The 18,967-nt window shown below is 67.4% G+C and carries 22 protein-coding genes; 11 read left to right on the top strand and 11 right to left on the bottom strand.

Annotation, left to right across the window (positions count from 1 at the left end; genetic code table 11):
• Window positions 1-9: 9 nt before the first annotated feature.
• The 5 genes from FE811_RS20650 to FE811_RS20675 all read right to left on the bottom strand — a co-directional run bounded on the left by FE811_RS20650 (window position 10) and on the right by FE811_RS20675 (window position 4,150).
• Entirely contained in the window at window positions 10-519 is a 510-nt protein-coding gene (locus FE811_RS20650) for a DeoR/GlpR family DNA-binding transcription regulator (protein WP_140848601.1), read from the bottom strand.
• Between the two features lie 162 nt (window positions 520-681).
• The gene (locus FE811_RS20655; RefSeq protein ID WP_244295311.1) at window positions 682-1,362 is read right to left on the bottom strand and encodes an ABC transporter permease; all 681 of its coding nucleotides are present in this window, start codon (window positions 1,360-1,362) and stop codon (window positions 682-684) included.
• 17 nt (window positions 1,363-1,379) lie between these two features.
• A complete protein-coding gene (locus tag FE811_RS20660) occupies window positions 1,380-2,468 on the bottom strand; it encodes an ABC transporter ATP-binding protein (RefSeq protein WP_116222777.1) in 1,089 nt (362 codons plus the stop codon).
• Window positions 2,469-2,762: 294 nt separating this feature from the next.
• Window positions 2,763-2,951, bottom strand: coding sequence for a hypothetical protein (locus FE811_RS20670; RefSeq protein WP_036758520.1), 189 nt, complete (start codon window positions 2,949-2,951; stop codon window positions 2,763-2,765).
• Window positions 2,952-3,907: 956 nt separating this feature from the next.
• Window positions 3,908-4,150: a DUF2312 domain-containing protein gene (locus FE811_RS20675; protein ID WP_083539266.1), complete on the bottom strand. Its 243-nt coding sequence runs from the start codon at window positions 4,148-4,150 to the stop codon at window positions 3,908-3,910.
• Between the two features lie 144 nt (window positions 4,151-4,294).
• Here FE811_RS20675 and FE811_RS20680 point away from each other — a divergent pair, with 144 nt between their 5' ends.
• The 5 genes from FE811_RS20680 (at window position 4,295) to FE811_RS20700 (ending at window position 8,483) form a co-directional block, all read left to right on the top strand.
• Entirely contained in the window at window positions 4,295-4,522 is a 228-nt protein-coding gene (locus FE811_RS20680; RefSeq protein WP_083539265.1) for a hypothetical protein, read from the top strand.
• A gap of 1 nt (window position 4,523) precedes the next feature.
• Entirely contained in the window at window positions 4,524-4,973 is a 450-nt protein-coding gene (gene dtd, locus FE811_RS20685) for a D-aminoacyl-tRNA deacylase (protein WP_116222776.1), read from the top strand.
• 221 nt (window positions 4,974-5,194) lie between these two features.
• Window positions 5,195-6,598, top strand: a complete 1,404-nt coding sequence (locus FE811_RS20690; RefSeq protein ID WP_244295309.1) for a DEAD/DEAH box helicase — start codon at window positions 5,195-5,197, stop codon at window positions 6,596-6,598.
• 83 nt (window positions 6,599-6,681) lie between these two features.
• Complete coding sequence (locus tag FE811_RS20695; protein WP_036758515.1) at window positions 6,682-7,260, top strand: thymidine kinase; 579 nt, start codon at window positions 6,682-6,684, stop codon at window positions 7,258-7,260.
• Window positions 7,257-8,483 (top strand): cytochrome b/b6 domain-containing protein, encoded by a 1,227-nt coding sequence (locus tag FE811_RS20700; protein WP_116222774.1) that lies wholly within the window; start codon window positions 7,257-7,259, stop codon window positions 8,481-8,483. The genes FE811_RS20695 and FE811_RS20700 overlap by 4 nt, the downstream gene beginning before the upstream one ends.
• 127 nt (window positions 8,484-8,610) lie before the next feature.
• Here FE811_RS20700 and ndk read toward each other — a convergent pair whose 3' ends face one another.
• A complete protein-coding gene (gene ndk / locus FE811_RS20705; RefSeq protein WP_011748041.1) occupies window positions 8,611-9,033 on the bottom strand; it encodes a nucleoside-diphosphate kinase in 423 nt (140 codons plus the stop codon).
• A 165-nt stretch (window positions 9,034-9,198) separates the two neighbouring features.
• Between ndk and FE811_RS20710 the strand changes: the two genes are divergently transcribed.
• The 4 genes from FE811_RS20710 to FE811_RS20725 all read left to right on the top strand — a co-directional run bounded on the left by FE811_RS20710 (window position 9,199) and on the right by FE811_RS20725 (window position 12,850).
• Window positions 9,199-11,046: an ABC-F family ATP-binding cassette domain-containing protein gene (locus tag FE811_RS20710; RefSeq protein WP_036758546.1), complete on the top strand. Its 1,848-nt coding sequence runs from the start codon at window positions 9,199-9,201 to the stop codon at window positions 11,044-11,046.
• A gap of 100 nt (window positions 11,047-11,146) precedes the next feature.
• Window positions 11,147-11,881 carry a MipA/OmpV family protein gene (locus tag FE811_RS20715; RefSeq protein WP_114535534.1) on the top strand — a complete coding sequence of 245 codons (735 nt, stop codon included), beginning with the start codon at window positions 11,147-11,149 and terminating at the stop codon, window positions 11,879-11,881.
• 64 nt (window positions 11,882-11,945) lie between these two features.
• Window positions 11,946-12,305, top strand: a complete 360-nt coding sequence (locus tag FE811_RS20720; protein WP_036758506.1) for a DUF59 domain-containing protein — start codon at window positions 11,946-11,948, stop codon at window positions 12,303-12,305.
• Window positions 12,302-12,850, top strand: coding sequence for a sugar O-acetyltransferase (locus FE811_RS20725; RefSeq protein WP_208021383.1), 549 nt, complete (start codon window positions 12,302-12,304; stop codon window positions 12,848-12,850). Before FE811_RS20720 ends, FE811_RS20725 begins: the two co-directional genes overlap by 4 nt.
• A 3-nt stretch (window positions 12,851-12,853) precedes the next feature.
• Here FE811_RS20725 and FE811_RS20730 read toward each other — a convergent pair whose 3' ends face one another.
• Both FE811_RS20730 and hemF read right to left on the bottom strand, forming a co-directional pair.
• Complete coding sequence (locus FE811_RS20730; protein ID WP_244295307.1) at window positions 12,854-13,414, bottom strand: histidine phosphatase family protein; 561 nt, start codon at window positions 13,412-13,414, stop codon at window positions 12,854-12,856.
• Window positions 13,414-14,274 (bottom strand): oxygen-dependent coproporphyrinogen oxidase, encoded by an 861-nt coding sequence (gene hemF, locus FE811_RS20735; protein ID WP_114535536.1) that lies wholly within the window; start codon window positions 14,272-14,274, stop codon window positions 13,414-13,416. Before hemF ends, FE811_RS20730 begins: the two co-directional genes overlap by 1 nt.
• Before the next feature lie 80 nt (window positions 14,275-14,354).
• Between hemF and FE811_RS20740 the strand changes: the two genes are divergently transcribed.
• A complete protein-coding gene (locus FE811_RS20740) occupies window positions 14,355-14,768 on the top strand; it encodes a hypothetical protein (protein ID WP_036758498.1) in 414 nt (137 codons plus the stop codon).
• 3 nt (window positions 14,769-14,771) lie between these two features.
• Here the strand turns inward: FE811_RS20740 and FE811_RS20745 are convergent, their stop codons facing one another.
• The 3 genes from FE811_RS20745 to clpS are packed head-to-tail and all read right to left on the bottom strand — an operon-like array spanning window position 14,772 to window position 16,948.
• Window positions 14,772-15,581: an SDR family NAD(P)-dependent oxidoreductase gene (locus tag FE811_RS20745; RefSeq protein WP_036758495.1), complete on the bottom strand. Its 810-nt coding sequence runs from the start codon at window positions 15,579-15,581 to the stop codon at window positions 14,772-14,774.
• On the bottom strand, window positions 15,578-16,627 hold the full coding sequence (locus FE811_RS20750) for a class I SAM-dependent methyltransferase (protein WP_116222772.1): 1,050 nt from the start codon (window positions 16,625-16,627) through the stop codon (window positions 15,578-15,580). The genes FE811_RS20745 and FE811_RS20750 overlap by 4 nt, the downstream gene beginning before the upstream one ends.
• 3 nt (window positions 16,628-16,630) lie before the next feature.
• On the bottom strand, window positions 16,631-16,948 hold the full coding sequence (gene clpS / locus FE811_RS20755) for an ATP-dependent Clp protease adapter ClpS (RefSeq protein ID WP_024845416.1): 318 nt from the start codon (window positions 16,946-16,948) through the stop codon (window positions 16,631-16,633).
• A 283-nt stretch (window positions 16,949-17,231) separates the two neighbouring features.
• Between clpS and FE811_RS20760 the strand changes: the two genes are divergently transcribed.
• The gene (locus FE811_RS20760) at window positions 17,232-18,863 is read left to right on the top strand and encodes a D-alanyl-D-alanine carboxypeptidase family protein (RefSeq protein ID WP_244295344.1); all 1,632 of its coding nucleotides are present in this window, start codon (window positions 17,232-17,234) and stop codon (window positions 18,861-18,863) included.
• Window positions 18,864-18,967 lie beyond the last annotated feature (104 nt).

Genomic DNA, 18,967 nt, shown 5'->3' on the forward strand with positions numbered 1-18,967 from the left:
GGCCGGGTTTTACTCCGCCGTTGACAGGAGGGTGGTTCTTCCCAGCATTTCCTGTGCATCAGGCACAAATTCGCCACCAAGCACGTGAATCTTATGGCGGAAATCGCGCACGGCCCCGAAGATGGAGGCAATCCCCAGTGAATTGGTGATCACGGTGCATTGGCGAAGAGGGGCCAATTCTTGTGCGAAGGCGAGAGTGGTCGTGCCGGTGTCGACGAAAAGGGAGGAGCCCGGCTCGAACGGGGTCGCGGCCAGGCGAGCCAGTTTCTTCTTCGCCTCGCCATGTCGGGTCAGGCGGACGCTGAAGCTTTCTTCTGCTACCTGGAAGTTGGCTGCGTCCGTCAGGGATCTGGCGCCGCCGTGGTAGCGCCGAAGCAGTCCGTCGCGATCCAGGGCAACCAGATCCCGCCGGATCGTCTCTCGTGAGCTGTCCAACGCCTCCGCGAGCTCATCCACGCTATGGCTGTGATTGCGCTGAACCAACTCGACAATTCGCGCACGCCTTTCAGTAGGATGCATTGTTATTCAGCTCCAGGTCTGCTCGAAGATCAGGGTCTCTCTCCATCAAACGCAGAAGTCTTCCCGAGACAAGCCTGAACCAAGCCGGGACCGGTCAACCAGTCCCGGCGGGCGTTGTTCACTTGACGAAGGTTTTGTTCAGACCAAGGGACCGATCCACGATCAGACCCGATGATAAAGTTCGACGGGCAGGGTCGTCATGCGAGGGCCCGCGAGAAACAGGGTGATCACCACCTCGTCGAAGGATACCAGGAAGCAAAGTGCCGTCGCCGCGATAAGGCCGGGTGTCATTGCCGGCAGGGTTATGCGGCGGAATACCACCATCGGCCGCGCACCCAGGGTCGCTGCCGCTTCCTCAACAGTCAGGTTCAACCCAGTGAGAGAGGTGGTCAGAACACGCAACGCGTAAGGCAGGGTCACCGTCATATGCGCCATCACCAGACCACTGAAGCTGCCCATCACCCCCAGAGACGCGAAGACGATGAGGATACCCAGGCCGAGCACGATCGTGGGCAGCAGCAACGGCGCGGTCAACAGGTTGAACAGCGCGTTGGTTACCTTGGACGGAAACCGGACGATCGCATAAGAGGCAGGCAGGGCGACGACGATGGAAAGCAATGTCACCACCGTTGCGAGGCCGAGGCTTGTGATGAACGCATCCATCATCCGGCCATCCCCGAAGATGGCGCGATACCAACGCAGGCTCCAGCTGGAGGGCGGAAAGGCCAGGGTCTGGTCATCGCTGAAGGAAAGCGGGAAGACCAGGATTACCGGCGTCAGCAGGTAAAGGAATAGGATGCTGACGAGCAATTTCATCGGCAATCCCATGCGGTTGTTGTCCATGATATGTCCTCAGGCCGTTACCAGGCGCAAAGCGCGCGCATATCCGCGGCCGACCAGTTGAGCGACACCGACTCACCGATGGTCGGGAGCGCCTCTTGCGAACGGGTCGACCGCTCCACCATTATGGTCTGGTCGCCGGAAGCGACTTCCAGTTGGACCAGGTCGCCGACATAGGTCACCTCGGTGAGCCGACCGCTCAGGCCGTTTTCGCCGGCGGCGGCCGGATCGTTGATGGTGATGCGGTGAGGGCGGATCATCATTGTCACGTTCCCCGAAATGCCTGCGGACCCACGGATCTCGACGCCGGATAGCCCATAACGGCCGCTGCCATCGCCGCGCGCGGTCAGGCGGTTCGCACGACCGACGAAGGAAGCGACAAAGGGATTGGCCGGGGCTTCATAAATCTCGCGTGGGGTGCCGGCCTGCATCAGCTTGCCAGCCTGCATGACCACGATCTTGTCGCACATCGCGAGCGCTTCGACCTGGTCATGGGTCACAAACAGCGCCGTAATACCGGTCTTCTGCTGGATCTCGCGGATCTCCCGGCGCATTTCATCCCGCAGTTTCGCATCAAGATTGCTGAGAGGTTCATCCAGGAGCAGGATCGAGGGCCGCACCACCAGCGCACGTGCCAGGGCAACACGCTGTTGCTGGCCGCCAGAAAGCTGCGTGGGCTTGCGGTCTTCCTTGCCTTCCAGATGGACCATCCGAAGCGCGTCCCGCACCCGTGCCTTGATTTCATCCTTGCCGATCCCGCGCATCTCAAGACCGAAGGCGACGTTTTGGGCGATCGTCATGTGCGGGAAGAGGGCATAGGACTGAAAGACGAGTCCCATGTCGCGCTGATAGGTGGGGGTAGAGGTCACGTCCCTTCCGCCCACGAGAATCTCGCGGGAGGTCACTGGGATCAAGCCAGCCACCATTCGCAGTGTGGTGGTTTTCCCGCAGCCGGACGGGCCGAGGAGTGCGACCAGTTCGCCTCCCTGGATGTCGAGGTTCAGGTTATCGACCCCAACGAAATCCTGATATTTCTTCGTGAGCCCGCGAAGGTGAAGCGGAACACCCGTTCCCGCGGTCCGCGAGGGGCTCGGTTGGTCTGAAGGCATGGGTCATTCCCCTGTCTGGATCGCGCTTGCGCCACGCTTGGGATGGGTTGAAGCGGCCGGCTGTCCGGCCAGATAGCTGGCCGGGCCCCTCAGGGGCCCGGAGGCTTCATTCAGCGCGCAATCACCTTGCGGCGCCATTCCTGCATGATCCGCTCGCGGGCTGGCTGCCAGCCGCAGGCACTCCCAGCACCATCCAGAGGCTGGATGGGTGGAGCACGATCCGGATGAGTTGTTGAAGAACATCCGGGCGGTCCTTGCTGCCGCAGGACGGGTTGATGCCATTGCGCTCGCCAATCAGGGCGAGAGTTGCCTTGCCTGGGATGCGCAATCCGGCGAGGCGCTCTCGGTGCGCTCCCAGCCCTCATCGGCGAAAGGGTCCACGCCGCGCAGTTTACCTAGATGCCGGAGGAACCGATCCTCGAGCGAGGCGAGCGTTTCTCCGGGATCGAAGGTTCGGACGAGAAGGAACGGGATGCGGGGCATGCGGGATTCCTTTCGGCAAAGCCGGGTCGTTGACCGGGGTCAGCCGGCCGTGCGGTGAGGCAGGATAGGGGCGGGTTCAGGGCAAGGGGCGCACGACCGAACGCCGGCGGGTTTTCACTCAGCGCATGTGAGCGGAAACATGATCGGGGCAGGGCGGTGATTGCGCCAGGACCGTGAGAGGGCCGTGTCGGCCCTGAAGCCTGCAGCAAAGCCTTGATGAAACGCGTGTTGCTGCGGCATCGTGATCGCTTTCGAGACACGGCTCCGTCGTTCGGAAAAGCGGCGCTTTCCGGCGGGATCGTGAGGGTTTGGAAACTCCGGAGATCCGGCAGCCGTCAGGCCGCGCCATCGCTCCGGAACGGATTGAAACGACCTTGCCGGGCAGCGACTCGACCGTCAACGGGTCGGATCCGGGCCTGTGCAGCAGATCACGATCACGGGCGGCGATTGAGCGCTTCCAGGTAATGCATTGAAATTGCCGAATTTATTGCAGAGCCAGTCGAAGCGATGGACAGTAATTGGTTGTAGAAAGGACAAAAAGGGGCCCGAATGGTCATTATTTCGGTTGTTCGACATCCTAGATCCCCCTATGGTTGAATTTCCCCGATAACCGGAGTTATGTAATCAAATATACCCCAACTCCCACCATCACCATCCGGCTTCAGCCGCGCAAATTCCGCCGTTCCCCGGCTGATCCACCTTCATGATGGCGTGATCGTCGGTTGCGCCGTATTCTCACCCGGCAAGCAACCGCTCGAGCTGTCAAGGAATGCCCGTGCGCGGGCGGCCCTGTCGGAGCCGCTACAACCAGACGGCTCCTAAAAGCACCATCTCGCAGCAGTCCGATCATCATGCGCCCGATGGCCAGGACAGGCCGCATCGATGCGCAGGCGCGGCATGACGCAAAAGCGCATGCGAACGGATCGGGCCAAGGGAAGCCGGCCCGATCAAGGGCTTCAGGCCATGTTCAGGGCCTGCTTGTAGATTTCCAGCACCGCCTCTTCTTCGGCGACCTGGTCCTTGTCCTTCTTTCTCAGCGAAATGATGGACCTCAGCGCCTTGGTGTCGTAGCCGCGCCCCTTGCTCTCGGCGTAGACCTCCTTGATCTGCTCGGCGATGTCCTTCTTTTCCTGCTCCAGATGCTCGATCCGCTCCACGAACTGACGCAGTTCGTCCGCAGTCACCTGATACGAATCCATTTGCTGCTCCATTTGCTGTTGCGGATCGCGATGCGCGGCGCGCAAGGCCGCGACACCATCTCCATGCTTTCCGCCGCGGGTCTAGGCGGTCTTGCGGCCGGGTGCAATCGCCGCTAGGCCGTCGCTGGCAGACGGAGGCGGAAGATGACGATCTGGGACGGGCTGATCTGGGGCGGAACCGGGCTGACGGTGATCGGGCTCGTTGCGCTGGCATGGTGCATCGTCACGGCCGCGCGGGCCAAGGCGCGGATCTCGGACGACGACCAGATGCGCGCCACCATGCGCAAGGTGGTCGCCGTGAACATGGCCGCGCTGGCCGCGTCGGTCCTGGGGCTGATGCTGGTCGTCCTGGGCATCATGTTGGGCGGCTGAGATGCGGGCCCTGGTCCAGCGCGTCGCCGAGGCCCAGGTCAGGGTCGCGGGCCGCAGCATCGGCCGCATCGGGCCGGGCCTGCTGGTGCTGGTCTGCGCCATGCGCGGCGATCCCGAGGACGCGGCGGCGAAACTGGCCGCGCGCGTGGCCAAGCTGCGCATCTTCCGCGACGAGGCCGGCAAGATGAACCGATCGGTCCAGGACATCGGCGGCGCGGTTCTGGTGGTCAGCCAGTTCACGCTCGCCGCCGACACCAGCACCGGCAACCGCCCCGGATTTTCCACCGCCGAGACGCCCGAGCGCGGCGAGGCGCTGTATCTGCGCTTTGCCGAGGCGCTGCGCGCACTCGGCCTGCCGGTCGAGACCGGCTCCTTCGGCGCCGACATGCAGGTGTCGCTGGTCAATGACGGTCCGGTGACGATCTGGATGGATTCCGCAGACCGCGCTTGACTTTCGCAGCCGGAACCCTCATTTGCGACGGGTTGCCGCCCGCTGCCGCGTGAGCAGCCGGCGCCCTTGCGCCAAGGTCGGCACCGATTTTCCAGTTTCCCATTCACGCGGGGAGGCTGCGGGCATCACCGTATCCACGCCCGCCCCTCGCAACCAGCCGTGCGATCCGCGCGGCCCCAGCCATGCGCGCCGATACGCGGGCGACCTGGCCGAAAGACGACATGACGAACGAAACCACCCGCCCGAACCGTTCGGGCAACCCCCGCGCCCAGCAAGGCGGCAAGCCGCGCTTCCGCAGCGACAAGCCCAACACCAACCACCGCCGTCACCGCGCCGAGCCGGAAGAGAAGTTCATCCGCCGCGCCATCCCCGAGATGGACACCGCCTTCACCCGCATGGGGATCGACCCGCGCGTGGCGATCAACCTGCCGGGCCTGGGGATCGAGACCCCCTCGCCCATCCAGGAGAAATCCATCCCCGGCATCGTCGCCGGCCGCGACCTTCTGGGCCTGGCGCAGACCGGCACCGGCAAGACGGCGGCCTTCGGCCTGCCGATGCTGACCCGGCTGCTGAACATCGGCCGCAAGCCCGAGCCCCGGACCTGCCGGGCGCTGATCCTGGCGCCGACGCGGGAACTGGCGACCCAGATCGCCGAGAATATCGACAACTATGCCATCGGCACGCCGATCCGGCAGTTCCGCGTCGTCGGCGGCGCCTCGATCAACGTGCAGACCCAGCGGCTGGAACGCGGCGTCGACGTGCTGATCGCGACGCCGGGCCGGCTGATCGACCTGATCGAACGCGGCGCCGTGGACCTGTCGCAGACCAAGTATCTGGTGTTGGACGAGGCCGACCAGATGCTGGACATCGGCTTCATCCACGCGCTGCGCCGCATCGCCAAGATGCTGCCGCGCGAACGCCAGACGCTGCTGTTCTCGGCCACCATGCCGAAGCTGATGGAGGAGCTGGCCGACAGCTACCTGAACGATCCCCTGCGCGTGGCGGTGAACCCGCCCGGACAGGCGGCGGAAAAGATCGACCAGGGCGTGCATTTCGTCAACCAGGGCGACAAGGCGACCCTGCTGGCGGAATACCTGTCGAAACATGTGGACGAGCTGGCCATCGTCTTCGGCCGCACCAAGCACGGTTCGGAAAAGCTGTCGAAGCTTCTGGAGAAATGGGGCTTCAAGGTCGCCGCGATCCACGGCAACAAGAGCCAGGGCCAGCGCGAGCGGGCATTGGCGAGCTTCCGCGCCGGCGAGACCAAGGTGCTGGTCGCGACCGACGTGGCGGCGCGCGGGCTCGACATTCCGCAGGTGGCGCATGTCTATAACTACGACCTGCCGAACGTGCCGGAAAACTATGTCCACCGCATCGGCCGCACCGCCCGCGCCGGGCGCGACGGCCGCGCCATCGCCTTCTGCTCGCCCACCGAGACCGGCGAGCTGCGCGCCATCGAAAAGGCGATGAAGGCCAAGATCGCCGTGGTCGGCGGCGAGGAACCCTTCGAGGCGGCCAAGATCCGCGAGCGCGGCGGCCCGGCCGGCCGCCCGGCCCAAGGCGCGGCGCGCAAGCGCCCTGCCCGGCGCCCCTCGCGCGCGCCGAAATCGACGCAGCGCGGCTGATCCCGCCGATATGCGCGCAAACGTGAGCCGCCGCCCCGTCGCGGCGGCTTGCGACCATCGGGCCGTCGCGGCTATCTGCCGGCATGGCCAAGCTTTACTTTCATTATTCCACGATGAACGCCGGCAAGAGCACGCTCTTGCTGCAGGCGTCCTACAACTATCGCGAGCGCGGCATGGCGACGCTGCTGCTGACCGCGGCGCTGGACGACCGCGCCGGCAGCGGCCGCATCGCCAGCCGCATCGGCATCGCCGAGCCCGCGCTGGGTTTCACCCCCGAGGCCGATCTTTTCGCCCTGATCGAGGCCGAGGGCCGCGATGCCGCCTGCATCTTCGTCGACGAGGCGCAGTTCCTGACCGAGGACCAGGTCTGGCAACTGGCCCGCGTCGCCGACGATCTTGGCCAGCCGGTGATGTGCTATGGGCTGCGGGTCGATTTCCGCGGCCGGCTGTTTCCCGGCTCGGCGGCGCTGCTGGCCTTGGCCGACGACCTGCGCGAGGTGCGCACCATCTGCCATTGCGGGCGCAAGGCCACCATGGTCGTGCGCCAGGACGAAGGGGGCCGGGTGCTGCACCAGGGCGCCCAGGTCCAGATCGGCGGCAATGAAACCTATGTCTCGCTCTGCCGGCGCCATTGGCGCGAAGCGATGGGAGAAATCCGATGAAGGCCAGCAATACCGACCGCGCCTATGGCTGGGTCGCCCGCTTCTTCCACTGGACGGTCGCCGTCCTGATCCTGGCCGCGATCGCCGTCGGGCTTTACGCGGACAACCTGCCCGAGGGCGGCGACGCGCAGATGCAGGCGATCTTCGCCGCCTATTCCCTGCACAAGACCCTGGGCATGGCGGCGCTGGCCCTGGTGGCGGCGCGGTTGCTCTGGACGCTGGGGCAGCCGAAGCCCGGCCCCCTGCACCCCGAGCGGCGGCTGGAGACCCTTGGCGCCGAGGCGGTGCATTGGGCGCTGTGGATCGGCATGATCGTCATGCCGCTGTCGGGTTGGCTCCTGCATTCGGCGGCGCCGGGCGGCTTTGCCCGCATCCTCTGGCCCTTCGGCCAGCGCCTGCCCTTCGTGCCCGAGGACGTGGCCCTGTCCGAGCGTTTCGGGGTCTTTCACGAATTGGGCTGGTGGCTGCTGGCCGGGCTGATCCTGCTGCATGTCCTGGGCGCGCTGAAACATGCGGTCATCGACCGCGACGGCACCATGCACCGCATGGCCGGCGATCCCGCGCTCGCGCCCGAACCGACCGCCCCGGCCTCGGGCATCCTGCCGCATCTGCTGGCGGCCGTGGCGGGGCTGGGGCTTTGGGTCGGCATCGCCCTGGTGCCGGCCTTGGTGTCGACCTCGATTCCGGCCGACGCGCCCGCGGTGCAGCAGCCGGCGGCATCCGTGCCTGCGACCGCTTCGGGTGCGGGCTGGGCGGTGGACCAGGGCAAGCTGGAGATCGAGGTCGTCCAGGCCGGCAATCCGGTCGCGGGCCAGTTCGGCCAATGGCAGGCCGATATTTCCTATGACCCGGACAGCCGGACCGGGCAGGTGCGGGTCGAGGTCGACATCGCCTCGCTGACGCTGGGCGCGGTCAGCGACGCCGCCAAGGGACCGGATTTCCTGGATGCCGCCGCCCATCCGACCGCCGTCTTCGAGGCCGAGATCCTGCCACCCGCGGCCGAGGGGCAGCCGCATGTCGCGCAGGGCCGGCTGACCGTCGCCGGCCAGGCGGTCGAGGCCGCCCTGCCCTTCGAACTGGTCATCGAGGGCGACGTGGCGCAGGCGCAGGGCCGGATGCAGCTCGACCGCCGCGATTTCGGCATCGGTGCGAGCTATGCCGACGAGGGCACCGTGGGCTTTGCCGTGGCCGTGGGGTTCGAGCTGAGCGCCAGGCGGCAATAGGGCAAGGGCCGCCTCGACGGGCGGCCCTGCCTTGGGTATTCGGGAAACGGTGACGGCGCGGCAGGAAAAAGGCCGCCTCGGTGGGCGGCCTTTTCCGATGGGTATTTGGGGAACGAAGAAGCCGGGCTCAGCCGACCAGTTCGAGGCCCGAGAAGAAGAAGGCGATCTCGCGCGCCGCGGCTTCGGGGCTGTCCGAGCCGTGGACCGAGTTTTCGCCGACCGAGAGGGCGAATTCCTTGCGGATGGTGCCCTCGTCGGCATTGGCCGGGTTGGTCGCACCCATGACTTCGCGGTTCTTCAGGATGGCGCCCTCGCCTTCCAGCACCTGCACCACCACCGGCTCGGAGGTCATGAATTCGGTCAGCTCGCCGTAGAAGGGGCGCTCCTTGTGTTCGGCATAGAACTGGCCGGCTTGCGCCAGCGTCAGCTGGATGCGCTTTTGCGCGACGATGCGCAGGCCGGCTTCCTCGAACTTGGCGTTGATCTTGCCGGTCAGGTTGCGCTTGGTGGCGTCGGGTTTGATGATCGAAAGCGTGCGTTCGATGGCCATGGGATCGTCCTTTTCCTTGTTCCGGCCGCAGGTGGCGCGGAAATCCGCGCCCCGTTAGCATGGGCGGCGGCGCTTGAAAAGCCGGCGCGGCCCCGGCCCGCGCCTTGGCACGGGGCTTTGATGACGGCATTGACGGCGCGCGCGGCTTGCGCCATGCGGGGGCGCATGCTGCGCATCGACGACATATCCTATTCCATCGCCGGACGGCCGCTGTTCGAGCACGCCTCGGCCACCATCCCCGACGGCCACAAGGTCGGCCTGGTCGGTCCGAACGGCGCCGGCAAGACCACGCTGTTCCGGCTGATCCGGGGCGAGCTGGGCCTGGACGGCGGCGCCATCACCCTGCCGCCCCGCGCCCGCATCGGCGGCGTCGCGCAGGAAGCGCCCGGCACCGCGACGAGCGTGCTGGAGACGGTGCTGGAGGCGGACGCCGAGCGCGCCGCCCTGATCGCCGAATCCGCAAGCGCCGCCGATCCCGCCCGCATCGCCGAGATCCAGACCCGGCTGGCCGACATCGATGCCTGGTCCGCCGAGGCGCGGGCCGCGACCATCCTGCGCGGCCTGGGCTTTTCGACCGAGGACCAGGCCCGGCCGACCAGCGACTATTCCGGCGGCTGGCGCATGCGGGTGGCGCTGGCCGGCGTGCTGTTTTCCCAGCCCGACCTGCTGCTGCTGGACGAGCCGACCAACTACCTGGACCTGGAAGGCGCGCTGTGGCTGGAAAGCTACCTGGCGAAATATCCCCATACCGTCATCGTCATCAGCCATGACCGCGACCTGCTGAACCGCGCCGTCGGCCATATCCTGCACCTGGAGGATCGCAAGCTGCTGCTTTACTCCGGCGGCTACGACACCTTCGCGCGGACCCGGGCCGAGAAGCGCGCCCTGCAGGCCGCCGAGGCCAGGAAGCAGGACGCCCGCCGCGCCCATCTGCAAAGCTTCGTCGACCGTTTCCGGGCCAAGGCCACCAAGGCGCGCCAGGCCCAGGCCCGCATCAAGATGCTGGAAAGGATGGAGCCGATCACCGCCCCGGAAGAGGCGAAGTTCCACCGCTTCGGCTTTCCGCAGCCCGACCAGCTGTCGCCGCCCATCGTCTCGCTGGACGGGGTTTCGGTCGGCTATGACGGGCGCGCGGTGCTGCGGCGGCTGAACCTGCGCATCGACCAGGACGACCGCATCGCGCTTTTGGGTCGCAACGGCCAGGGCAAGTCCACGCTGTCCAAGCTGCTGGCCGGCCGGCTGGAGGCGATGGAGGGGCGGATCGCGCGTTCGGGCAAGCTGCGCATCGGCTATTTTGCCCAGCACCAGGTCGACGAGCTGGAACTGATGGACACCCCGCTGGACCATGTCCGCCGGCTGCGCCCGGACGAGCCGCCGGCCCGGCTGCGCGCCCGACTGGCCGGCTTCGGGCTGATGGAGGCCCAGGCCGAGACCCGCGTCGGCCAGCTGTCCGGCGGGCAGAAGGCGCGGCTGTCGCTGCTGCTCGCAACCATCGACGCGCCGCATCTACTGATCCTGGACGAGCCGACCAACCACCTGGACATCGAATCGCGCGAGGCGCTGACCGAGGCACTGAACGACTATACCGGCGCCGTGGTGCTGGTCAGCCACGACATGCACCTGCTGAACCTGGTGGCCGACCGGCTGTGGCTGGTGGACCAGGGCGGGGTCAGCCCCTGGCAGGGCGACCTGGACGACTATCGCCGCATGCTGCTGGCCGGCGAGGAGAAGTCCGAGCCGAAGCCCGAGGCGAAACCGGCGCCCAAACGCCCCGCGCGCGAGAAGGTCCTGGAGCTGCGCGCCGAGGCCCGCCGGGCCGAGGAGCGGGTCGAAAAGCTGACCGCCATGCTGGAAAAGCTGGATGCGATCATGGCCGATCCCGCGACCTATGACGACGCGCAGAAGGCCGAGGCCTGGGGCCGCAAGCATGCCGAGGCCAGCGAGGCGATGCAGCGCGCCGAGGGGCTGTGGATGGAGGCGCTGGAGCGGCTGGAGGAAGCCCAGCGGGCCTGAGCGCAACACCCGCGAATTATTGTCTAAAATTCTCCAGACTCCGCTTGCCCTGATGCCGGGTTTCGACGCAGGGTGCCGACCGATTTGATAAGGATTCGCCATGACCCGGATTGCCGCGCTTGCGCTTCTTGCCGCCACCGCCCTGACCTCGCCCGCCGCGGCGCAGTCGCTGGGGCTTGGGCGCGGGCTTTCGGTCGATGCCGGGCTGGGGGTGAAATACAGCCCCGAGTTCATGGGGTCGGACAACCTGGACGCCTCGCCCTGGATCATCCTGCGCAACGGCGATGCCGACCGCGGCAAGAAGGACGGGATCTCGATCCTGCCCTCGCTGAACTATGTGGGCAAGCGCGATGCCGACGATCACGAGGATCTGCGCGGCATGCGCGACATCGGCCGCGCCGGCGAATTCGGGGTGAAGCTGTCCTGGCGCATGGGCGACATGACCAGCTATGGCGCCATCCGCAAGGGCTTCGGCGGCCATCACGGCGTGGCGGGCGAACTGGGCGCGAAATACCGCTATGAGGTCAACGACAGGCTGACGCTTTGGACCGGGGCCGAGCTGGGCCTGGGCGACCAGGATTTCGTCGGCACCTATTTCGGCGTCGACGGGAACGAATCGCGGCCGGGCCGCGCCGCCCACAGCCCCGACGGCGGCGCCTATATCGCCCGCGTCAGCGTCGAGGCGCGTTACGAATTCATGCCCGACACGGCGCTGATGGGGCGGCTGACCTATGGCCGGCTGCTGGGCGATGCCGGCGATTCGCCCCTGGTGCAGACCCGCAGCCAGCCCTCGATCAGCATCGGCGTGGCGCGGCGGCTGAACTTCCGCTTCTAAGCGGCTCTGGACCCCGGAAGGCACAAGTCCTATATCATTGCCAAGATTTTACAGGACACGCCGCATGAGCACCGAGAATCTCAAGGAAGGCGACCCGCTGATCGCGCCTTCGACGACCGACCATCCCCTTTACGAAAGCGTGGTCGAGGCCTGCAAGACGGTCTACGACCCGGAAATCCCGGTCAATATCTTCGACCTGGGGCTGATCTATACCATCGCCATCGACAACGAGAATGCGGTGCGCATCGTCATGACCCTGACCGCGCCCGGCTGCCCCGTCGCGGGCGAGATGCCCGGCTGGGTCGCCGATGCGGTCGAGCCGCTGCCCGGCGTCAAGCAGGTCGATGTCGAGATGACCTTCCTGCCGCAATGGGGCATGGACATGATGTCCGAAGAGGCCCGCCTGGAGCTTGGCTTCATTTGACGGCGCGCGAGGACATGCTGGCCGGCCGGCCCTACAATCCCGGCGATGGCGAGTTGGTGGCGATGCGCAAGGCCGCGCAGGGATTGATGCGCGACTACAACGCCACCATCATCGGCGACAAGACCCGCGCCCGCACCCTGACGCAATTGCTGGGCACCTGGAACGGCGCGGTGATCCGCACGCCCTTTCATGTCGATTACGGCAAGCACATCCATTTCGGGCCGGATTGCTTCGTGAATTACGGCTGCTTCTTCATGGACATCTGCGAAATCCGCATCGGCGCGCGCTGCCAGTTCGGCACCGCCGTGCAATTGCTGACCGAGGACCGCCCGCGCGAGCGCGACAGCCGTGCCAAGGGCGTCGAATGGGGCAAGCCCATCACCATCGGCGATGACGTCTGGGTCGGCGGCGGCGCGGTCGTGCTGCCGGGCGTCAGCATCGGCGACGGCGCCATCGTCGGCGCCGGCGCGGTCGTGACCCGCGACGTGGCAGCCGGCGCGACCGTGGTCGGCAACCCTGCCCGTCCCTTGCCGGCGAAATCCTGAGCGTCAGAGAAACATCCGGTGCCGGCCGCGGCTGACCAGGTGCAGCCCGCCCTGGCTGACCGGCATTTCGGCCAACCGCTCCAGCGGCAGGTCCATGGCCACCAGCCGCAGCATGCGCAGGGTGATGCCATGCGTCACGATCAGCGCCGGGCCGTCCAGGTCGTCCAGGAATGCGCGCACCCGCACCTCGAGCCCGGCGAAATGCTCGCCCCCCGGCGCCATGTCATACCAGTCCAGCGGCCCTCGGGCGAAGGCTTCCGGGTGCGCCGCGTGCAGTTCCGACGAAAGCCGGCCGCTGAATTCGCCGATGTCGATTTCATGCAGGCGCTCGTCCAGGGCAAAGCCCTGCCCGCCAAAGGCAATGCGCGCGGTCTGCTGCGCCCGCCCCGCGGTGCTGGCAAGCCGCGCCATGCCGCGCAGATCGCGCACCAGCCAGGCCAGCCGCCGCGCCTGTGCCTCGCCCAGCGGGGTAAGCGGAGAATCCAGCCGGCCCTGCATCCGCCCCTCGACGTTCCAGACCGTCTGGCCGTGCCGCATCAGGTAAAGGTCCGGCCAGTCCGGCATCAGGCCCATTTCGCCATGGGCGGCAGGCTCATCAGCACCGCCTCGGGGTCGTGGCCGGTGGCGAGGCCGAACTTGGTGCCGCGGTCATAGACCAGGTTGTATTCCGCATAAAGGCCGCGATGGATCAGTTGCGCGTCCTTGTCCGCCTCGTCCCAGGGCCGAGCCATGCGCTTTTCGGCCAGGGGCAGGAAGGCGGGCAGGAAAGCCTCGCCCACCGCCCTGGTAAAGGCGAAATCGGCATGCCAGTCGCCGCTGTTCAGGTCGTCATAGAAGATGCCGCCGACGCCCCGCGCCCTTCCGCGATGCGGGACAAAGAAATACTCGTCCGCCCAGGCCTTGAAGCGGTCGTAGTAATCGGCGCCATGCGGGGCGCAGGCAGCGCGCAGGGTGGCGTGGAAATGCGCGGTATCCTCGGCATATTCCAGGCAGGGGTTCAGGTCGGCGCCGCCGCCGAACCACCAGGCGCCCGGCGTCCAGAACATGCGCGTGTTCATGTGCACCGCCGGCGCATGCGGGTTCTGCATATGCGCGACCAGGCTGATCCCCGAGGCCCAGAAGCGCGGGTCCGCCTCGATCCCCGGCACGCCGCGGGCCGCCATGGCCTGGCGGGCGGCAGGGGACAGTTCGCCATGCACCGCCGACCAGTTCACGCCGACCTTTTCGAAGACCCGGCCCCCGCGCATGACCGACATCAGCCCGCCGCCGCCATCCTCGCCGCGCCGGGTCTCGCGGACCTCGAAACGGCCGGGCGCGGCGCTGCCGGGGCCGCGATCCTCCAGCGCCTCGAAGGCGGCCACGATGCGGTCGCGCAGCTCGCGGAACCAGGCCGCGGCCTTCTGTCGCTCATCGTGCATTTCCATGGGCTTGCCTCCGCATTCGTGAATTGCCCCACCTGGGGGACGGGCTTATGCTTCGGACGAAACAACTAGAGATCCCGGCCATGACCCGCAACATCCTGCTTGCCCTGATGCCTGTTCTGGTTGTCGCATCCTGCGGAACCCCGCAAGAGCAATGCATCAGCCGCAACACCCGTGAATATCGCACCGTCTCGAACCTGCTGGCCGAGGTCGAGGCCAATCTGGCGCGCGGCTATGCCTGGGAAGAGCGCACGGTGATGCGCACCCAATGGGAAGATTGCCGCTATGTCTGGGTGGACAAGGACGGCAACCGCCGGCTGGGCTATCGCCCCTGCCTGCGCGACGTCGCCGATACCGAGCGCTACCGGGTGCCGATCGACCCGGCGGCCGAGACGCGCAAGCGCGACAACCTGCTGGCGCGCAAGCAGGCGCTGATGCCCGCCGCCCGCGCCGCGGTCGACGCCTGCAAGGCCGCCTATCCCGAAAAGGACGGATAACGCTCAGTAGACGCCGGGCGCCAGCGGGTCGCCCAGGCTGCGGCCGCCATCGACGCGCAGGATCTGCCCGGTGACAAAGCTCGACGCCTCGCTGGCCAGGAACTGCACCGTCGCCGCCAGTTCGTCCGCCCCGGCGATCCGGCCCAGGGGCGTCGCCGCGATCATGCGGTCGCGCAGGCCCGGATCCTCGCGCAGCTTCAGCTGCAGGTTGTTCGACATGATGCTGGCGAAGGCGACGCCGTTCACCCTGATCCGCTTGGGCGCCAGGGCCGAGGCGAGCGAGCGCGTCGCCTGCGCCTGCGCCGCGCTGGCGATGGAATAGGCCAGCATCTGCGGCTGCGGCCAGTCGGCGGCCAGCGAGGTGACGTTGACGATGGCGCCGTGCTGGATCGCCTCCTCGCCGGCCTCCTCGGCCTGGGCCATCATCCGCTTGGCGACCATCTGCGACAGGCGCAGGCCGGAACTCATGTTCTGGCGCAGCATGTCGCCCAGAAGGTCGTCGTTCACCGTCAGCGGGTCGCAGCCCTGCACCATGCGATGCGCATTGACCAGGATGTCCACCCGGTCGAAGGCGTCGATGGTGGCCGAGACCAGGTTCGCCAGCGTCAGCTTCTGCCCCAGGTCGCCGGCAAAGGCGCGCACCGGCCCCTCGGCCGCGGCCTGGTCGCCCAGTTCGGTCATCAGCGCCGCCTCGTCGCTGTCGGCGAACATGACATTGGCGCCCGCCTCTTCGAAATGGCGGGCGATGGCCAGGCCGATGCCGCGGGCGGCGCCGGTCACGATGGCGGTCTTGCCCTGGATGGACAGGCTCATCTTTTCCTCGCTCTCGACAGGGGGGCTTTCGACTGCGGGCCTTTCGACTGGGGCCGCCCGGCTCCGCCGCGCCGCGCGCCCGAGGCGGTCAGGATCTTGAACCGCGCGTCTCCGCCCAGCTCGGTGACTTCGGCAAAGCATTCGCGCAGCGCCTGCTCATAGGGAAGGTGGCGGTTGGCCACCATCCACAGCCGCCCTGCCCCGGTCAGCAGCCCCGCCGCCGCGCGGATGAAGCCGGCGCCGAGCCTCGGGTCGGCCGCCCGCCCCTCGTGGAAGGGCGGGTTCATGATCACGCCGTTCACCGGCTCGGGCAGGCGGAAATCCAGCGCATCCGCCCAGTGAAAGCGCGCGCGCGGATCGGCAATGTTGCGCCGCGCGCAATCCAGCGCCGCGGCATCGGCCTCGACCAGGTGCAGCAGCTCGACGCCGGGATGGGTCAGGATCTGCGCCGAAAGCCAGCCCCAGCCCGCGCCCAGGTCGACGATGCGGGTCGGCAGTTTCTCGGGCAGCGCCGCCGCCAGCGCCTGCGAGGCGGGGTCCGGCCCGTCGGCCGAGAACACGCCCGGCCGCGTCACCATGCCGGGCGCGGCCGGGTGATCCTGCGCCGCCCAGCCCTCGGGCAGCCAGCCCGGCTGGGGCAGCGTCACCCGGAAGATCTTGCCATGGGCGCGCGACTGGACCTCGTCCACCGGGGCCAGGGCGCGCATCTCCTTCATCACCGCATCGACGCCGTCGGTCTTTTGCCCGTCGATCCACAGCGAGGCGCCCGGCGCCAGCCGCGCCGCGGCCTCGGCGATGCGCGCCCGCGCCTCGGCCCGCGCCCGCGGCAAAAAGACCACGGCGCCGTCGAAATCGCCCGAGGCCGCCGTCTCGACGTCGTAGCCACGCGATTTCAGCGCCCGGTGGTCGGGATAAAAGCCCTGCACGATCTGCACGCGGGCGGGATCGAAGGACGAAAGATCGGTCGCGGCGCCCGCGCCGATCAGCAGCATGCGCCCTTCGGGCGGCGTGCCGCCAAAGACAAGTTCCAGCCGTGATCCAGCCAATTTCTACTCTTTTTCCATGGTGCATTGCAGCGGATGCTGCTGGCGGCGGGCCAGTTCCATGACCTGCGCCACCTTGGTTTCGGCGATCTCGTGCGAGAAGACGCCGACGACGGCCACCCCCTTGCGATGAACCGTCAGCATGATCTCGATCGCCTGGGCGTGGTTCATGTTGAACAGCCGCTCAAGCACATGCACGACGAATTCCATCGGCGTGAAATCGTCGTTCAGCAGCAATACCTTGTACATCGGAGGCCGCTGCGTGCGGGGTCTGGTCTTGACCCCCAGTTCGACCTCTTCGCGGTCCCCAGGTCGGTTGGTCATCTGCGGTTTGGTCACGACGCTCGTATCAGGATATGGACGGTTCTGGGACCGAATATAGAGCCTTTCCCCGCGCTTGATAAGCCCCGCCCCCGCCGCCGGGATGCGAAAGCCCCGGCAACCTGCGGCAGATTGCGCGGCATGGGCGCAAACTTGCGGTTTCCGAACACGGGAATGCGTGTTATTGTCATTTCATTAATGAAGGGCCCGCATAATGAACGGACCCTCAGAGGCAGAAGAGACCGGGACAGTGAGCAGAATCACCAGAAAAGTCCGCTTGGGACTGATGATCCTATTCGCCTGGGCATTGCCCATGGCGGTGGCCGCCGCCCCCTTCGCGGCCTTCGTCATGGATGCGCGCACCGGGCAGGAAATCTATGCGCAGAACGCGGATACGCGGCTTCATCCGGCCTCGCTGACCAAGATGATGACGCTCTACATGGCCTTCAGCGCCGTCGAGCGCGGGCAGGTGCGGCTGGACAGCAAGTTCCTGGTGTCCAGCCATGCGGCCGCGCAACCGCCCTCGCGGCTGGGGCTGAAGCCGGGCCAGCGGATCGAGCTGCGCTACCTGATCCGCGCGGCGGCGGTGAAATCCGCCAATGACGCGGCCACGGTGATCGGCGAGGGGCTGGCGGGATCCGAGGCGAAATTCGCCGCGCAGATGACCCAGATGGCCCGTGCCCTGGGCATGCGCAACACGCATTTCCGCAACGCCAACGGCCTGACGGCCGAGGGGCATTATTCCACTGCCCGCGACATGACGGTCCTCGGGCGGCGACTGTTCTACGATTTCCCGCAATATTACTCGATCTTCTCGCGCCGCTCGGCCGATGCGGGGATCGCCACCGTCGCCAGCACCAACAAGCGCTTCCTCGACAGCTACGAGGGCGCGGACGGCATCAAGACCGGCTATACGCGGGCGGCGGGCTTCAACCTGACCGCCTCGGCCAAGCGCGGCTCCAAGCGGATCATCGCCACGGTGCTGGGCGGCACCTCGACGGCGCATCGCAACCAGGTCATGGCCCAGCTGCTGGACGCCGGCTTCGGAAAGGCCCCCACTCGTGTGCGAGAGGTGAAGCCCGCGCCGCCGCAGCTGGTGGCCGAGAAGAAGGTGCGCCGCACCGTGCAGGTCGCCCGCACCGAACCGCAGCAGGCAACGACCGTGCGGCTTGCCAGCTCGGACCGTCCGGTGGCGCGAGCCTCGACCGTGGCGGTGGTGACGCCGGCGGCGATCTCGGCCGCGGTCTCGCGCGCCCAGGCGGCCGCGGCACCGGCCCCTGCCCGCAGCGGCAGCTCCCTTGCCGCCAGCGCCCGGCCGGCGCGCAAGCCCGGCACCGGCCAGTTCGCCAATGTCGCGACCGATCCCGAACTGCTGGCCCGCGCCGCCCGGCCCGAGGCGCGGCCGGAAGAAGGCGATGCCTCGGAACCCGCGGCCGTGCCGGTGAATGCCGTCCGCCCTGCCCCGGCGCCGCGCGACGACCGTTCGGCCGGGCTTTCCGCGCCGGCGGCGGGCTCGCCCTCGCTGTTCGTGCAGGCGACCCAACCGCAGCCGGAAAGCATGGCGCTGCTGGCCTCGCCGGCCCCGGCGCAGCGGTCCGAGACGATCATCCTCGCCTCGCTCGACCCCGAAGAGGATGCCGCGCCCGCGCCGACCGAGATCGTCGCCCGCGGATCGGATTCGGGCGGCAAGGGCTGGGGCGTCTCGCTGGGCCTGTTCCGTTCGCAATACGAGGCCGAGCAGATGCTGCTGAAAACCGCGCTTCAGGAAAGCGGCGCGCTTGGCAGCGCGCTGAGCCGCGTCGCCAATACCAAGCGGGGATTCGAGGCGAATTTCGTCGGGATGAACCGGGAAACCGCGGAACTCGCCTGCGGCCGGATCGCCGCGCGGCAGCAAAGCTGCCGGGTCCTCGGCCCCTGACCTCGCCGACCTTCACCGGCCGAGGGGTTCGCCGCCACCAAGCAACAAGGGCGCCATGGTCCGGCAGGACCAGGCGCCCTTGGCATTCCGCCTTGGCATTCCGC

The organism is Paracoccus sp. FO-3 (assembly GCF_006386455.1).
In the GTDB taxonomy this organism is placed as follows: Bacteria; Pseudomonadota; Alphaproteobacteria; order Rhodobacterales; family Rhodobacteraceae; genus Paracoccus; species Paracoccus versutus.

What these genes read in the sequence shown, in the direction of transcription:
- FE811_RS20760 (WP_244295344.1), top strand. Translation starts at nt 17,232, where the DNA reads ATGATCCTATTCGCCTGGGCATTGCCCATGGCGGTGGCCGCCGCCCCC.
- FE811_RS20680 (WP_083539265.1), top strand. Translation starts at nt 4,295, where the DNA reads ATGACGATCTGGGACGGGCTGATCTGGGGCGGAACCGGGCTGACGGTG.
- FE811_RS20740 (WP_036758498.1), top strand. Translation starts at nt 14,355, where the DNA reads ATGACCCGCAACATCCTGCTTGCCCTGATGCCTGTTCTGGTTGTCGCA.
- FE811_RS20660 (WP_116222777.1), bottom strand. Translation starts at nt 2,468, where the DNA reads ATGCCTTCAGACCAACCGAGCCCCTCGCGGACCGCGGGAACGGGTGTT.
- FE811_RS20730 (WP_244295307.1), bottom strand. Translation starts at nt 13,414, where the DNA reads ATGCCGGACTGGCCGGACCTTTACCTGATGCGGCACGGCCAGACGGTC.
- FE811_RS20690 (WP_244295309.1), top strand. Translation starts at nt 5,195, where the DNA reads ATGACGAACGAAACCACCCGCCCGAACCGTTCGGGCAACCCCCGCGCC.
- FE811_RS20715 (WP_114535534.1), top strand. Translation starts at nt 11,147, where the DNA reads ATGACCCGGATTGCCGCGCTTGCGCTTCTTGCCGCCACCGCCCTGACC.
- dtd (WP_116222776.1), top strand. Translation starts at nt 4,524, where the DNA reads ATGCGGGCCCTGGTCCAGCGCGTCGCCGAGGCCCAGGTCAGGGTCGCG.
- FE811_RS20700 (WP_116222774.1), top strand. Translation starts at nt 7,257, where the DNA reads ATGAAGGCCAGCAATACCGACCGCGCCTATGGCTGGGTCGCCCGCTTC.
- FE811_RS20720 (WP_036758506.1), top strand. Translation starts at nt 11,946, where the DNA reads ATGAGCACCGAGAATCTCAAGGAAGGCGACCCGCTGATCGCGCCTTCG.
- FE811_RS20655 (WP_244295311.1), bottom strand. Translation starts at nt 1,362, where the DNA reads ATGGACAACAACCGCATGGGATTGCCGATGAAATTGCTCGTCAGCATC.
- FE811_RS20650 (WP_140848601.1), bottom strand. Translation starts at nt 519, where the DNA reads ATGCATCCTACTGAAAGGCGTGCGCGAATTGTCGAGTTGGTTCAGCGC.
- FE811_RS20670 (WP_036758520.1), bottom strand. Translation starts at nt 2,951, where the DNA reads ATGCCCCGCATCCCGTTCCTTCTCGTCCGAACCTTCGATCCCGGAGAA.
- FE811_RS20695 (WP_036758515.1), top strand. Translation starts at nt 6,682, where the DNA reads ATGGCCAAGCTTTACTTTCATTATTCCACGATGAACGCCGGCAAGAGC.
- ndk (WP_011748041.1), bottom strand. Translation starts at nt 9,033, where the DNA reads ATGGCCATCGAACGCACGCTTTCGATCATCAAACCCGACGCCACCAAG.
- clpS (WP_024845416.1), bottom strand. Translation starts at nt 16,948, where the DNA reads ATGACCAACCGACCTGGGGACCGCGAAGAGGTCGAACTGGGGGTCAAG.
- FE811_RS20710 (WP_036758546.1), top strand. Translation starts at nt 9,199, where the DNA reads ATGCTGCGCATCGACGACATATCCTATTCCATCGCCGGACGGCCGCTG.
- hemF (WP_114535536.1), bottom strand. Translation starts at nt 14,274, where the DNA reads ATGGAAATGCACGATGAGCGACAGAAGGCCGCGGCCTGGTTCCGCGAG.
- FE811_RS20745 (WP_036758495.1), bottom strand. Translation starts at nt 15,581, where the DNA reads ATGAGCCTGTCCATCCAGGGCAAGACCGCCATCGTGACCGGCGCCGCC.
- FE811_RS20675 (WP_083539266.1), bottom strand. Translation starts at nt 4,150, where the DNA reads ATGGATTCGTATCAGGTGACTGCGGACGAACTGCGTCAGTTCGTGGAG.